We start from the raw sequence: 14,623 nt of genomic DNA, 5'->3' as shown, positions 1-14,623 counted from the left end.
AAGAGACAATTATTTTTTCATCTCTTTGATTTTTAAGAAATTGGGTTAAATTATAATGAACAATTTTTAAATGAATAATCATGAAACGAATCTTCAAAACGCTATTATTTTCTATTCTACTGATTTCAATCTCAAATTTTAGTCAGGCTCAGTTCATCAACAAAATCAAAAAAGCAGCCTCTCGAGGAGCCGAAAAAGCCATTGAGAAAAAGGTGGAAGAAGAGGCGAATAAGATGATGCAAAAACAGCTGGAAAAGCAGTTTGAAGGAATTTTTGGAGATGATGAAGATTCAAGCAATCCTGTGGGAATCGATATGAACAAGATTCTTAAGGGAATGGGAGAAGAAGTTGAAACTGCAGATCAGTATGATTTTTTTGGCTATGTCGTGATGGAAATGACATCCACCAATAAAAATGGGAAGACCGAGGATCCAACTAAAATAAAGTCCTATCTATCCAAATCCAGTGATTATACAGGAATGGAAATAGTTGATCCCAAAAAGCCTGAAGCTGTCATGACTATGGTTTATGACATTCCTAATCAGGCTTCCATCCTTTTAATGGACAATGATAACTCAAAAAGCAGCTTTGCCTATAAAATGGATTTTGATGAGATCATGGAAAGTGCCGAAGAGAATGCTCCAGATCCGGCAGAAGATCCAGATATCCTGATCGAAAAAACCGGTAATACAAAGGATATTTTAGGCTATACCTGTGATGAGTACCACGTCAAGAGTAAAGATGGAGAAGGATATTATTGGATCACCGAAGAGCCAATCGGAGGTTACTCTTCCTTCTGGGGAACCAACAGTCCTTTTGCTTCAGAAAAAACCAAACAGAAATACGCTGATTATTTCGAAAATCTTCCAAAAGGAAACTTTATGGAAATGACTTTTACCTCAGCAGAAGACGGTTCAAAAATCGATTTGAATATTATTGAGGTAAATGACTCTGAATCAAAGTCATTTGCGATGGCAGACTATCCGAATATGATGTCTCAAATGGAAAAGCAGTAATTACCTACTGATTTTAGTTTTTTCCATGCCCAAAGCCTAGTATCTTCAAGAGTTAGATAAATTGATTTATGAGGATACTATTGATTGCTGCTGTCGCAAAAAACGGGGTAATTGGCAAGGAAAATGACTTGGTTTGGAAAATCCCAACTGATTTCAAAAGATTCAAAGCCCTCACATCAGACAATTATATTTTGATGGGAAGGAAGACTTTTGAGTCTTTGGGAAAACCACTTCCAAATAGAACGCACCTTGTCATTACTAGAAATCCTGATTATCAGGTTCCAGAAGGACATCATGTTTTCAAGAGCGTCGAAGATGCCTTCATTTATTGCAATAAACTGGGAATAGAGAAATTGTATGTAATTGGAGGAGGTGAAATCTACAAACAGACAATGCCTCTGGCTGATGAACTGGTAATCACTGAAGTCGATGCTGAACCGGAAGGCGATACTTATTTTCCCGAAATTGATCCAAACAACTGGAAAATAGTAAGCAAAGAAAGTCACCCTGCTGACGAGAAAAACCAATACCCATTTTCTTTTGTTGACTACGAAAGAATAAAATCCTAGACTATGACGAAACCCGTTATCTGGATAACCGGTGCTTCATCAGGCATTGGAGCTGCCACCGCCCAGAAGTTTTCGAAAGAAGGATTTGCTGTAATTCTTTCGTCGCGAAATGAAGGTGATTTGGAAGCTGTAAAAAACAGTTGTGCTCATCCTGAAGCTTGTGCGATTTTGCCGCTGGATTTAGCAGATTCAGATAGTTTGCAAGGCAAAGCTGCAAAAGCCATCAGTTTATTTGGTCATGTGGACCTCATGTTTCACAATGGAGGAATAAGTCAGCGGTCATTGGCTATCGAAACCCAAATGGAAGTAGATAGAAAAATAATGGAAGTCAATTTCTTCGGAACCATTGCCCTTACCAAAGCGATTTTGCCACATTTTCAACAAAGAAAATCCGGTCATTTTGCTGTTACAAGTTCCCTAGTTGGAATTATTGGCTCGCCTTATCGCTCCACTTATGCTGCCTCTAAACATGCTTTGCATGGTTACTTTGATTCATTAAGAGCTGAACATGCTATTGATAATGTCGTTGTAACAATGATCTGCCCGGGATTCATCAAGACCAATGTTTCTGTGAATGCATTGACTGCCGATGGAAAATCTCTGAATCAAATGGATGATGCTCAAGCAAATGGCATGAGTGCCGAAAAATGCGCTACCAAAATCTACCAAGGAATTAAATCCAAAAAAGAGGAGATTTACATTGGAGGAAAAGAAGTGATGGCCATCTATCTGAAACGTTTTTTTCCAGGAATCTTTTCAAAAATATTACTTAAAGCTAAAGTCCGATAAGAGGTACAGCTCTGAATTTTATGAAACCCATAAAAGCCGAAATTATAGCCATTGGAGACGAATTACTCTATGGCCAAATCATTGATACAAATAGCCATTGGATCAGCCAAGAACTTGATCTCCTCGGAGTCAGAGTAGTCAGAAGGACGACAGTTGGAGATAATCGAGAGGATATTCTTGAGTCTTTTGCAAAAGCTGAAGAGCGGGCTGATTTGATTTTGATCACAGGTGGTTTAGGTCCCACTCAGGATGATCTTACCAAACCTTTGCTAGCAGAATACTTTGGCTGTGGCATCGTCGAGAATAAAGAGGCTGTGGCCGCAGTGACTAGCTTCTTCCAAAGAAGAGGGAGAGAAATGACTCCTCTGAATATTTTGCAGGGACATTTACCTGAGTGTTGTACATACGTTCCAAATGAAGTTGGAACAGCACCGGGAATGTGGTTTGAGCGAAATGGAACCTACTGGATGTCTATGCCGGGAGTGCCACATGAGATGAAAAAGCTGATTAAGGATTTTGTCATCCCAAAACTTCCAGAAATTTTTGAACTTCCGGTGATTGCCCATCAAGTGATCAAAACTGTGGGAATCGGTGAAAGCTGGCTCGCAGATTTGATCAGAGATTGGGAAAATGCACTTCCCAGTCATATCAGACTGGCATATTTGCCTTCTTTAGGTCATGTCAAATTACGACTTACTGGTTTTGGAACTGATCGAAAGAAAATCGAACAGGAAATCCAAAATCAAATTGACCTCGTTTTGCCGACTATTGAATCCTATGTGTATGGCTACAATGAGGAAACCTTGGAAACAGCTATTGGCAAGCTTTTGAAGAAAAGTAATAAAACCCTAGCTTTGGCTGAAAGCTGTTCAGGTGGCTACATTTCTCATTTGATTACAAGTATTCCTGGTAGCAGTGCTTATTTTCAAGGAGCCGTAGTCCCCTATCATAATCAATTCAAAGAAGAGATTATCGGGGTCAAAGCTGAAACACTTCTTGAATTTGGAGCGGTGAGCGAGCAGACAGTCATTGAAATGGCTACAGGTGTTAAAACACTTTTCAAGTCAAATTTTGGCCTAGCTAGCAGTGGAATCGCCGGACCTGATGGTGGAACAGAGGAAAAACCGGTTGGGACAATCTGGATTGCTTGTGCCGGTGATAGTTTTGTAGAAACCAAAAAATTGCGACTTACTCAAGATAGAATGCTGAACATCCAATTAACGGCTGTTGCAGTTTTAAACTTGTTTAGAATTTGTTTTTCAAAGAAATAGCAAATTAAATTTTAACCAAAAGGTTTGGGTTGATTCATAATAAAATTTAATTTTAAAAGTTGAATATATACCCAATTTAATTATTCTTACAATTATGGCAAGTGTAGAAATGCTAATGCCCAAAATGGGCGAAAGTATCATAGAGGGAACAATCCTGAGCTGGCTTAAAAAAGAAGGCGAGACTATTGATCAGGATGAATCTGTTTTAGAAGTGGCTACTGATAAAGTGGACACCGAAGTACCATCTACCCATGCCGGCGTTTTAAAAAAGATTTTAGCAAAAGAAGGTGATGTAGTAGCTGTAGGTTCTCCGATCGCAGTGATTGAAACAAACGGTACAGAGGAAAACGTACCTTCAGCAACAAAACCACAAGAAGCAGCAGAAGCCAAAGAGGAATTACTAGCTGCGGCACCTGAAAATACAGCTTCATTGATTTCTCCTGTATCTGATTCCAAGGAAGCAGTAGGAGATGATAGATTTTACTCTCCATTGGTTCAAAGCATTGCCAAAGAAGAGGGAATTTCTAAAGCTGAATTATCAAAAATTCCGGGGACTGGAAAAGACGGACGTGTCACGAAGCAAGACATGTTGAATTACTTGGAAAAGAGAAATTCTTCTAGCAGTTCGTTGGAAAAATCCATTCCATCTATTTCTGAACCTAAAGTACAAGTGAGTATTTCAGCTTCAGATGAAATCATCGAAATGGATCGGATGCGAAAAATGATCGCTCAAAGAATGGTCGATTCTAAACGAATCGCTCCACATGTGACGTCATTTGTAGAAGCAGACATGACCAATATTGTCCTTTGGAGAGAGAAAAACAAGTTGGCATACAAAGAGAAATTCGGCGAATCAATCACTTATACTCCTTTCTTTATAGAGGCAATCTCCAAAGCGATCAGAGATTTTCCAATGATCAATATTTCTGTTGATGGAGATAAAATCATAAAGAAAAAAGATATCAATATCGGAATGGCTGTAGCCCTTCCAAGTGGTAATTTGATTGTTCCCGTGATCAAAAAAGCTGATCAATTGAACTTAGTGGGGATTTCCAAGCAAGTCAATGATTTAGCTAACAGAGCGAGAAACAATAAGCTGACAGCGGATGACCTGAGTGGTGGAACTTACACAGTTTCCAATGTTGGATCATTTGGAAATGTCTTGGGAACTCCAATCATCATGCAACCTCAGGTTGCCATTATGGCCGTAGGAGCTATTGTGAAAAAACCTGCAGTGGTAGAAACCCCTACCGGTGATGTGATTGCAATTAGACATAAAATGTTCCTGTCTCATTCTTATGATCATCGGGTAGTCGATGGTTCATTGGGAGGAATGTTCGTTAAAAGAGTAGCAGATTATTTAGAGGAGTTTGATTTAAATACCTCACTATAAATGAAAAAGCCGGAATTTCTTCCGGCTTTTTTTATGCTTTTACATTCTGCTTTTTCATATAGTAATATTCCAGTTTTTGAGCCAAAGCAATCAATCTAATTGGTTTGGTTAAATAATCATCCATCCCACTTTCAATTGCTTTCTTCTGATCTTCATCAAAAACGTTTGCGGATAATCCCACAATAAAAAGCTTATCCATGCCTGGAGTTTCCCTGATTTTTCTTGTGGCCTCTAAACCATTCATTACTGGCATTTGCACATCCATCAAGACCATATCGTATTCTTTTTTCATGACCATCTTCAGCGCGTCCAAACCGTTTCTAGCTATATCAAACTTATATCCCAACTGATCTAACATCAATTGCATTAGTTGCAGGTTGAGATCATTATCTTCGGCAAGCAATAGACGAAGTGGATATTCATTACCCATTCCAAACCAATTTTTACGCTCATCCGAAGTTTTATTCTTTAAGGCCTCTTTCTCAACATTCGCTTTATTAATCAAAACTGAAAAAGAGAACTTGGAACCCTCTCCCACTTTACTGGTGATATCAAGCTCACCTCCCATGAGTTCGATGATTCTTTTGGCAATGGCAAGTCCCAAACCTGTCCCTTGAAAACTTCTCGTACTCGAGCTTTCCACTTGAAAAAAAGGCTCTGTCAGCATAGGAATCAATTCCTCTGGAATCCCTATTCCACTGTCCTTAATCTGGGTTTTCAAGTAAAAAAGATCATCTTCAATTTTCTCAACATCCATAGAAATGGATACTGAACCACCCATTGGAGTGAATTTTACTGCATTTCCAACCAAGTTGAGAAGCACTTGGTTGATCCTGTCAAAATCAGTTTCAAACAATTCTCTAGCTTCAGAACCAATAGCTGTTGTGATTTTGATCTTTTTCTTTTGTGCCAATCCATAAAATATCTGGATTTGCTTTTCCAGCTCTTCTGCCGGCACTCCGACCGTTGGATTGATATCCATTTTTCCGGCTTCTATTTTAGAATAATCCAAAATATCCTTGATGATCCCTAGTAGGGAATTTCCAGAGTTTTTGATGATTTCCAGATATTGTGTTTGCTCACTGTCGAGTGGGGTCATTTCCAACAAGTCAATAATACCCAATAAGCCATTCATTGGCGTACGTATTTCATGACTCATATTTGCCAAAAATTCAGATTTGGCTCTACTGGCTTCATCTGCTGCATTCATGGCTTCTACCAATCCCTTTTCCCAAATCTTCTGATTGGTGATATCTTTTGCCAACGACATCATTCTATCCTCATCGAGAGGGAAATATCTGATCTCAAAATAGCGAGTGCCAGTTGGTAGATTCAGCTTTCTATTTACAGTTTGGATTTGGCCTTCTCTCCTTGCAATGTCAAAGGCCTGCAAGGTTTCATCACGCTGGTCTGGAGGTAGTAGGATAGAAATGTTTTTACCAAGAGAGGATTTGTCCCAGCCAGGAATTTTATCCTTAACATGAAAATCGATGACATTTCCTTCGTTATCATAAATGAAAATTACATCAGGAATATTTTCCAAAACTGTTCGAAGTCGATTTTCACTTTGGATCAATTTCTGACTAAACTCAAACTGAGAAGTAATATCTGTACAGATTCCAATTCCTCCGTTAAACCTTCCATTCTTATCAAATAAAAGCTTTTCAAATATTTTGACTCTTATTTTTCTTTTATCAGGTCGAACATAATCGTATTCAAAATCCAAAAATGTAGTCTTTGCATCTAATGCATCATAGACTTTTTGTTTCAGTCGTAACACATCCTCGTGCGTACTTTCGGGCCGAAATGCTTCCAAAAAGACATCTTTTGGAGAACCCAGGATTTTCTCCATTTCTTCACTTACATCTGTAATCTCTCCCTTGTGATTATGGAAATATACGAATCCTTTAAGCTCCTTCAACAAAAGGTTTTGCTGATCAAATAGCTCCGAAATTTCCTTGGAATTCTTCTCAAGCTGCTTTTGATAATTTTGATTATTTCTGAGGGATAGAATAAAAAATATAATCGTTCCTATTAATAGCAAAATCAGTACTGAAAACAGCAAAAGGTAGGTATTATAGATTCCAGAAGTCAATTGCTCAGTTTCTATAAAAAATATCAAAGAGGCGTTTTCAAGTATATTCCCAAAATCAAAAGGATATTGAACCAAAATCCCATCAATCTTCCTATCGCCTTCTCTCAGTTGGATATTATACATACCCTTCAATCCAACAGCTACATCACTTTTAATCGTATTAAAAACCTCTTTATCAAATTCAATCGGGCTATCTGGATTTTGGGGATTTAGGTTGATGATTTGATCACCAATCAATAAGAATTTTCCTCCACCGGCATTGAGGTAATAATTGGTCACAAAGTCCTTGGTAAACTCAGAAAGGTTAAGACGAAAAAGTGCCTGCATTCCTTGTGGATTACTTCGATAAAGACTTGAATTTTCTCTGTAGTTACTTCTGACAAATCCATTGTAAGGTGTTCTTAAAAAATCATTACGATCAGTCATCGTAAAATAAACTGCGGAATCGACCAAATTGACCCAAACTGTATCGATAAGACCAGGATAACTATTGACTACTTTTCTGGTAACTGTAGTAAGATCTTGCCTATAATCATCCAAATCAAGATCCTTATCTTCCAAAAATGAAAACATGCTTTCTGCATCGTCTTCAAATTTGTCAATTTCCATTTCTAATTCCCTGGCAGCAAGTTCAGTTTGTTTATTTAAAAAGACCTTTCGCGAGGCCAATTGAGCATCAGAAATGGCGAAATAAAAACTTACCCCTAAAGCAACAACCAATAGAACCAAAAATATACCTAAAGCGGTCGTAAGTAAAAAACTAAGATTCTTATAGGGTTTATTCGACATCTTTTGGTGGGTTGATTTCAATTAAATACCAATCTGTAAAATCAAAATCAGCAGCAATCGCATCCGAAAGGTTGTTTTCCTCTTCAAACAAAAACTTCTCTTCTTTCTTCAATAAAAATGCATTTGCCATTTCTCTCACCTGTCTGCTTTTACTATTAAAAAGATTGTAATCAGAAATTCTAAAATTATCAGATCGGATCGTTTCCCTGTAAATATGGTTTTTCAATGGAGGCAAACTCAATGCTTCTATTGCCGATGAATTACCGGAAACAATATCGCCTTTTCCATTCACTATCAAAAAATTACCATCTTCCACTTCCAGAAAACGATGAAGTATTTCTTCCACAGTTATATCAATTCCCAAAACAGCCGAGAGCTTTTCACCTTCATAAACAGGCTGAACCAATGACATGATCCAACCTTTACCAGCAGGATCAACATAAACTTCAGGAATCCAAATTGGACCTTTGGAAGGGTTGTGCTCTTCATCTCCTTCGTAATAGAAATTGAAAGTCGGCAGATCGATATCCGGATCCATCAAATTCTGTGCGTCATAAGGAGGATACACACGGGACACCTGCATAGCGGAATTGGAATAGACCTGAGCTATGATAGGATGTTTTTTGTAAACAGCCTTAAATGCAGAATCAAGTATATTGGTAAATAAAAGTTCATCGTAGGACTTCTGATAATCAGGAGTTTTAGTAGATAAAATAATCTTACTCAAGTCGCCATTTTCATCCAAGGCATTGTTAGAGAAAGAACCGACCAAGGTGTATTTCGATTTATCGGCTTTCTTGAGAAGTTCCTCTTTATTCTCTAGAATCCATTCATAATAGGTTTTTAGCGAGATAATTTCCTCATTCAAAACAAGGATTTCCTGCTCCATTTCTTGAATAAGCTCATTCAGGTGATCATTTCCAGGTAACTCGTCCAAGGAAGGCTTGCTTACACAAGAAAAAATTAGAAATGGAAGTATAAAAATGTAAGCTGCTTTTTTCACTTTGAGTCAGGTGCTTGTTTTGAAAATTATAAATTTTCCAATTCAGCACGAAAAGTTTGACCCATTTCTTTAAATCTTTCTTTCACTTTTTCAAAAAATTCACCTTTCCAAAAGGCTTCTAAATCAACCTCCTCCAAAATATCCATTTCACTTGCTTTAAAAGTTTGTTCAAGTGGTCCAAACTCAAATTTGAGGATGTATTTATTATTCCAGGAGAAAATACTGATTCTGATTTCCTCCTGGGTAAACTCTTTTACTACTCTCATTCGGGCTTCTTTACTAAATAAGAATAGGTGATTTTAGGGTTCAAAGAAGAGGCAACTGAGCAATATTTTTCTACGGCCAGCGCTACTACTTTCCCAAATTCCAACTCGTTTGCATCCGGAGAAACCAACGTAAAGGACATATGAATATCTGTATAGAAAGCTGGGACTCCATCATTTCTGATTCCTTCCACATCCACAGTAAAAGACTCAATGGTTCTTCTCTTTTTCTTCATCATCAATACAGCATCGACAGCCGAGCAACCACCCAATGCAGAAAGCAAAAGCTCCATTGGCGATTGTGCTTTTTTCTGATCTGGATCATACATATCGATCTGAACCGTATTGCCCTGAGGGTTTACCGCCTCGTATTCGTAGTCCGCCTTCATGCGAACAGTCACATTTCTTTTTGACATGATATTGAAAATTTTCCTTTTGACCGGAATTTAAATTCCAGTCTTAATTTTTACATATTTCTTCTGTATTGACCTCCAACCTCATATAAGGCATGTGTAATCTGTCCCAAAGAACAATATTTCGCTGCTTCCATCAGTTCTGCGAAAATATTACCATTGGTGATAGCTACCTTTTTGAGGTTTTGAAGGTGTGAATTAACAAGTTCTGGATGTGATTGATTCAAATTTTTCAAAGTTTGAATTTGAGCTTCCTTCTCTTCTTGAGTTGCCCGGATTACTTCCCCAGGAGTCACAGTTGGTGATCCGTCTGAGGAAAGAAATGTATTCACACCTATAATTGGATATTCTCCTGTGTGTTTCAGCATTTCATAGTGCAAACTCTCCTCTTGGATTTTGCCTCGCTGATACATTGTCTCCATGGCTCCTAAAACACCACCACGCTCTGTAATTCTATCAAATTCAAGATAAATCGCTTCTTCTACCAAATCCGTCAATTCTTCAATAATAAATGAACCTTGGATTGGATTTTCGTTTTTGGCTAAACCCAATTCCTTATTGATGATCAACTGGATAGCCATAGCACGCCTCACAGAAGCCTCTGTTGGCGTCGTGATCGCTTCGTCGTAGGCATTTGTATGCAATGAGTTACAATTATCATAAATGGCATACAGAGCTTGCAAAGTGGTACGAATGTCATTGAAATCAATTTCCTGGGCATGAAGAGATCTTCCAGAAGTCTGAATATGATATTTCAGCATTTGAGATCGTTCATTGGCACCATACTTAAGTTTCATGGCTTTGGCCCAAACTCTCCTGGCAACACGACCAATAACTGCGTATTCCGGATCAATTCCATTCGAAAAGAAAAACGAAAGGTTGGGAGCAAACTTATTAATGTCCATTCCTCTACTCACGTAATATTCCACGTAAGTAAATCCATTGGAAAGCGTCAACGCCAATTGGGTAATTGGATTGGCTCCAGCTTCAGCAATATGATAGCCTGAAATAGAAACTGAATAGAAATTTCGAATACTGTTATCAATAAAATATTCCTGAACATCTCCCATCAACCTCAAGGAAAACTCAGTTGAGAAAATACAGGTATTCTGAGCTTGATCCTCTTTTAAGATATCTGCCTGCACAGTTCCTCGAACTCTGGAAATTGTGTCAGCCTTTATTTTTTCATAAGTTTCGAGCGGCAAAACCTGATCACCTGTAACTCCTAAAAGCATCAATCCAAGACCATCATTTCCATCTGGAATTTTACCCAAATAGGTAGGTCTTGGCAGTCCTTTCTCTTTGTACAAGGCATCTATTTTTTGCTGTACCTCATCTTCCAACCCGTTAGCTTTGATGTAAACCTCACATTGCTGATCGATGGCGGCATTCATAAAAAACGCAGTCATAGTTGCAGCAGGACCATTGATAGTCATGGATACAGAGGTCATTGGATCTACCAGGTTAAACCCTGAATAGAGTTTTTTAGCATCATCCAAGCAGCAAACGTTAACTCCAGAGTTGCCTATCTTGCCATAAATATCCGGTCGATAATCAGGATCTTCACCATATAGTGTCACCGAATCAAAGGCCGTCGAAAGTCGCTTGGCAGGCATGTCTTTCGAGACGTAATGGAATCTTTTGTTAGTTCTTTCCGGACTTCCCTCTCCAGCAAACATTCGAGTCGGATCTTCTCCTTCTCTTTTGAAAGGAAAAACTCCAGCAGTATAAGGGAATTGACCTGGTACATTTTCCCGTAAACCCCACTTCAATAAATCACCCCAAGCCTCATATTTCGGAAGGGAAATTTTAGAGATTTTTGAATCAGAAAGTGAGGTATAGTAAGTTTTTACCTTGATTTCTTTATCCCTTACTTTGAATACATAAAAATCATCGCCGTATTTAGCGGCTTCAGTAGGCCACTCTTCGATCCACTTTTTGTTTTTTGGATCCAGATCTAACTCCACTTGATTATAAACTTCCTGAAGCTCCTTCAATAAGCGATCCTGGTCGTCAACTTTCAGGGACTTAATGGTTTCCATGGACATATGGATACTATAAAGCTTCTGAGCAATTTCTTTTTGCTCTTCTACCCAAGTATCATAGTTCCTGTTGATTTCAGAAATCTCAGACAAATACCGTGTTCTAGCAGGTGGAATGATATAAATCTTTTCAGAAGTTCCAGCTGTCAATTCAAAAGTACTTTCCCAACCCGGATGCTTTTCGTTGATCTTGGAGATCAAAGCACGATACAATTGGTTCATGCCAGGATCATTAAACTGAGAAGCAATTGTCCCATAAACAGGGATATCTTCGTCAGCTATCTCCCAAAGATTATGGTTCCTTTGGTATTGTTTTTTGACATCTCGGATAGCATCCAATGCACCTCGCTTGTCGAATTTGTTCAAAGCAATCACATCAGCAAAATCCAACATATCAATTTTTTCCAACTGAGATGCTGCTCCGTATTCCGGAGTCATCACATAGAGAGACAGTTCAGAATGCTCAATGATTTCAGTATCTGATTGACCGATGCCAGAAGTTTCCAAAATAACCATATCAAAACCGGCAGCTTTCACCGTATCCACAGCATCTTGGACATATTTAGATAGTGCCAAATTGGACTGTCTAGTCGCGAGCGAACGCATAAAAACTCTGGGATGATGAATCGCATTCATGCGGATTCTATCACCTAGAAGTGCGCCTCCTGTTTTCCGCTTAGATGGATCAACCGAAATGATAGCAAGGGTTTTATCCTCAAAGTCCATCAAAAATCTCCTTACCAATTCATCCACGAGAGATGATTTACCGGCACCTCCTGTTCCTGTGATCCCAAGCACAGGAGTCACAGACTTTTTGCTGGCCTCTCTTACCTCTTTTAGTAATTCAGTGGATTTTTCTGGAAAATTTTCAAATGCTGAAATAGCTCTTCCAATAAATGCTTTGTTTTCGCGATCAAGTTTAAAACCCTCTTGAAGTTTATCTCCTATTGGAAAATCAGCCTGTGAAACCAGATCGTTGATCATGCCTTGCAATCCCATAGCCCTTCCATCATCTGGAGCGTAAATTCTGGCTATTCCATATTCATGCAGTTCTTTGATTTCTTCTTGAAGGATGGTTCCTCCTCCCCCGCCGAAAATCTTGATATGCCCAGCTCCCTTTTCATGGAGCAAATCATACATGTATTTAAAAAATTCTACGTGACCTCCTTGATAGGAAGTAATAGCAATAGCCTGCACATCCTCTTGGATTGCACAGGAAACAATCTCTTGTACCGATCTATTATGTCCAAGATGGATTACCTCACAACCAGTCGATTGGATGATTCTCCGCATGATATTGATAGCAGCATCATGCCCATCAAAAAGTGAGGCGGCAGTTACAATTCTAATGTGGTTTTTTGGCTTATAAATCTCTGTTGTGACAGTCATGAATTGGGTTTATAATGATGATAGCTTGTTGATTTTTCAGGTTCGCAAACTGTAGAAATATCAAATTTTACCTGCTTGCGAATATACGTAAAATCGCACGAGTTGACCTTGAATTCCTTGTTCCAAAACAAAATTTTCTTTGGTTTTAATTAAATAGACACAGATCCACCTCTGATAATAATTTGCTGAAAAAGACATTTCTGTTTTGAATTATTAGGCTTCTCTTTAGTTTAGCAAACTTAATAGCCCAAAATATCCATGTCTTCAAAAAACTATGCATTCTTCGTTTCGATCACTGCCGCCCTCGGTGGATTTTTATTCGGTTTTGATACAGCTGTCATTTCGGGAGCTGAAAGAGCAATTCAAGAAGTATGGGAATTAAGCGACTGGATGCATGGACTTGCGATTGCATCGGCTTTATACGGAACAGTAATAGGTGCTTTATTTGGAGGAGTTCCAGCTGATAAATTCGGAAGAAAGAAAAGTCTCCTTTGGATAGGTCTATTTTATTTAATCTCAGCAGTCGGATCCGGCTTAGCTTGGGATGTCACTTCATTTACCTTATTCAGATTTCTTGGTGGATTGGGCGTAGGTGCTTCCTCTGTGGTTGCCCCCATGTATATTTCAGAAATTGCTCCTGCGAAAAACAGAGGTTTACTTGTCGCATTATACCAATTCAACATTGTATTCGGGATAGTGATGGCCTATGTATCCAATTACCTAATTGGAACCGCAGAATTAGACCAAGATTGGAGATGGATGCTTGCTGCAGAAGGAGTTCCAGCTTTGATTTATTCGGTCATGATTTTTAGAATTCCAGAAAGCCCAAGATGGCTTATCGGTAAATTCAACGATCAGATTCAAGCTCGGGCAATATTAACAAGAACAGACCCAGATGGAGTGGACGAAGCCATAAAAATGGCCATTGAAGAAGAACAGAAAATCAAGAAAAAAGGAAGCTTTTCCGCACTTTTTGAAAAGCGATTCTTCCCTACGACAATCATGGCTATCATATTTGCCTTTTTCAACCAAGTTTCTGGGATCAACGCCATTATCTATTTTGCTCCCAGAGTATTTGAAATGGCGGGGATTTCAACCGAAAGTGCCTTGATCTCCACCATCGGTATTGGAGTAGTAAACTTACTGGCAACTTTCTTAGGACTTTACCTGATTGACAGGATCGGAAGAAAAAAATTAATGTATATGGGTTCGGTAGGTTATATCATTTCACTATCACTTATGGCTTACAATTTTCTAGGTCCAGGAATCCCAACTTTCTGGCTTCCTATTTTTGTTTTCGGTTTTATTGCCTCTCATGCAATCGGCCAGGGAGCAGTGATATGGGTTTTCATTTCTGAGATGTTTCCAAACGACTTGCGTGCCTATGGCCAATCTATTGGTTCTTTCACCCATTGGATTTTAGCAGCTATTATTGCTAATATCTTTCCTTTCTTTGCAAACCAATTTGGGCCCGGTTATATCTTTTCATTCTTTGCAGTGATGATGCTATTTCAACTCTTATGGGTACGATTCAGAATGCCGGAAACCAAAGGAAGAACCTTAGAGGAAATACATCAAAACATTCATTAAT

At 38.6% G+C, this 14,623-nt stretch carries 11 protein-coding genes; 6 read left to right on the top strand and 5 right to left on the bottom strand.

Annotated features, from left to right (window positions below; translation table 11 throughout):
• Nucleotides 1-80 precede the first annotated feature (80 nt).
• The 5 genes from J0A69_RS11605 to J0A69_RS11585 all read left to right on the top strand — a co-directional run bounded on the left by J0A69_RS11605 (nt 81) and on the right by J0A69_RS11585 (nt 5,038).
• The gene (locus J0A69_RS11605) at nt 81-1,016 is read left to right on the top strand and encodes a DUF4412 domain-containing protein (RefSeq protein WP_206586714.1); all 936 of its coding nucleotides are present in this window, start codon (nt 81-83) and stop codon (nt 1,014-1,016) included.
• 68 nt (nt 1,017-1,084) lie between these two features.
• A complete protein-coding gene (locus J0A69_RS11600) occupies nt 1,085-1,585 on the top strand; it encodes a dihydrofolate reductase (RefSeq protein WP_206586713.1) in 501 nt (166 codons plus the stop codon).
• A 3-nt stretch (nt 1,586-1,588) separates the two neighbouring features.
• A complete protein-coding gene (locus J0A69_RS11595; protein WP_206586712.1) occupies nt 1,589-2,374 on the top strand; it encodes an SDR family oxidoreductase in 786 nt (261 codons plus the stop codon).
• A gap of 20 nt (nt 2,375-2,394) precedes the next feature.
• A complete protein-coding gene (locus J0A69_RS11590; protein WP_206586711.1) occupies nt 2,395-3,645 on the top strand; it encodes a competence/damage-inducible protein A in 1,251 nt (416 codons plus the stop codon).
• A 94-nt stretch (nt 3,646-3,739) separates the two neighbouring features.
• On the top strand, nt 3,740-5,038 hold the full coding sequence (locus J0A69_RS11585) for a dihydrolipoamide acetyltransferase family protein (RefSeq protein ID WP_206586710.1): 1,299 nt from the start codon (nt 3,740-3,742) through the stop codon (nt 5,036-5,038).
• A gap of 31 nt (nt 5,039-5,069) precedes the next feature.
• On the opposite strand, the gene J0A69_RS11580 is transcribed toward J0A69_RS11585, so the two are convergent.
• The 5 genes from J0A69_RS11580 to J0A69_RS11560 all read right to left on the bottom strand — a co-directional run bounded on the left by J0A69_RS11580 (nt 5,070) and on the right by J0A69_RS11560 (nt 13,032).
• Nucleotides 5,070-7,922 (bottom strand): PAS domain-containing hybrid sensor histidine kinase/response regulator, encoded by a 2,853-nt coding sequence (locus J0A69_RS11580; RefSeq protein ID WP_206586709.1) that lies wholly within the window; start codon nt 7,920-7,922, stop codon nt 5,070-5,072.
• Nucleotides 7,912-8,859 (bottom strand): cache domain-containing protein, encoded by a 948-nt coding sequence (locus tag J0A69_RS11575; protein ID WP_206586708.1) that lies wholly within the window; start codon nt 8,857-8,859, stop codon nt 7,912-7,914. Before J0A69_RS11575 ends, J0A69_RS11580 begins: the two co-directional genes overlap by 11 nt.
• A 92-nt stretch (nt 8,860-8,951) precedes the next feature.
• Nucleotides 8,952-9,191 carry a hypothetical protein gene (locus J0A69_RS11570; RefSeq protein WP_206586707.1) on the bottom strand — a complete coding sequence of 80 codons (240 nt, stop codon included), beginning with the start codon at nt 9,189-9,191 and terminating at the stop codon, nt 8,952-8,954.
• Nucleotides 9,188-9,604 (bottom strand): OsmC family protein, encoded by a 417-nt coding sequence (locus J0A69_RS11565; protein WP_206586706.1) that lies wholly within the window; start codon nt 9,602-9,604, stop codon nt 9,188-9,190. Before J0A69_RS11565 ends, J0A69_RS11570 begins: the two co-directional genes overlap by 4 nt.
• A gap of 50 nt (nt 9,605-9,654) precedes the next feature.
• Nucleotides 9,655-13,032 carry a methylmalonyl-CoA mutase family protein gene (locus J0A69_RS11560; protein WP_206586705.1) on the bottom strand — a complete coding sequence of 1,126 codons (3,378 nt, stop codon included), beginning with the start codon at nt 13,030-13,032 and terminating at the stop codon, nt 9,655-9,657.
• A 258-nt stretch (nt 13,033-13,290) separates the two neighbouring features.
• On the opposite strand from J0A69_RS11560, the gene J0A69_RS11555 reads away from it, so the two are divergent.
• Nucleotides 13,291-14,622 carry a sugar porter family MFS transporter gene (locus J0A69_RS11555; RefSeq protein ID WP_206586704.1) on the top strand — a complete coding sequence of 444 codons (1,332 nt, stop codon included), beginning with the start codon at nt 13,291-13,293 and terminating at the stop codon, nt 14,620-14,622.
• The last annotated feature ends 1 nt before the right edge of the window (nt 14,623 follow it).

This window comes from Algoriphagus pacificus (genome assembly GCF_017254845.1).
Taxonomy (GTDB): domain Bacteria; phylum Bacteroidota; class Bacteroidia; order Cytophagales; family Cyclobacteriaceae; genus Algoriphagus; species Algoriphagus pacificus.
The sequence above is the reverse complement of the archived record's forward strand: the minus strand, read 5'-3'. Positions and strand labels throughout refer to the sequence as shown.

What these genes read in the sequence shown, in the direction of transcription:
- J0A69_RS11605 (WP_206586714.1), top strand. Translation starts at nt 81, where the DNA reads ATGAAACGAATCTTCAAAACGCTATTATTTTCTATTCTACTGATTTCA.
- J0A69_RS11600 (WP_206586713.1), top strand. Translation starts at nt 1,085, where the DNA reads ATGAGGATACTATTGATTGCTGCTGTCGCAAAAAACGGGGTAATTGGC.
- J0A69_RS11595 (WP_206586712.1), top strand. Translation starts at nt 1,589, where the DNA reads ATGACGAAACCCGTTATCTGGATAACCGGTGCTTCATCAGGCATTGGA.
- J0A69_RS11590 (WP_206586711.1), top strand. Translation starts at nt 2,395, where the DNA reads ATGAAACCCATAAAAGCCGAAATTATAGCCATTGGAGACGAATTACTC.
- J0A69_RS11585 (WP_206586710.1), top strand. Translation starts at nt 3,740, where the DNA reads ATGGCAAGTGTAGAAATGCTAATGCCCAAAATGGGCGAAAGTATCATA.
- J0A69_RS11580 (WP_206586709.1), bottom strand. Translation starts at nt 7,922, where the DNA reads ATGTCGAATAAACCCTATAAGAATCTTAGTTTTTTACTTACGACCGCT.
- J0A69_RS11570 (WP_206586707.1), bottom strand. Translation starts at nt 9,191, where the DNA reads ATGAGAGTAGTAAAAGAGTTTACCCAGGAGGAAATCAGAATCAGTATT.
- J0A69_RS11565 (WP_206586706.1), bottom strand. Translation starts at nt 9,604, where the DNA reads ATGTCAAAAAGAAATGTGACTGTTCGCATGAAGGCGGACTACGAATAC.
- J0A69_RS11560 (WP_206586705.1), bottom strand. Translation starts at nt 13,032, where the DNA reads ATGACTGTCACAACAGAGATTTATAAGCCAAAAAACCACATTAGAATT.
- J0A69_RS11555 (WP_206586704.1), top strand. Translation starts at nt 13,291, where the DNA reads ATGTCTTCAAAAAACTATGCATTCTTCGTTTCGATCACTGCCGCCCTC.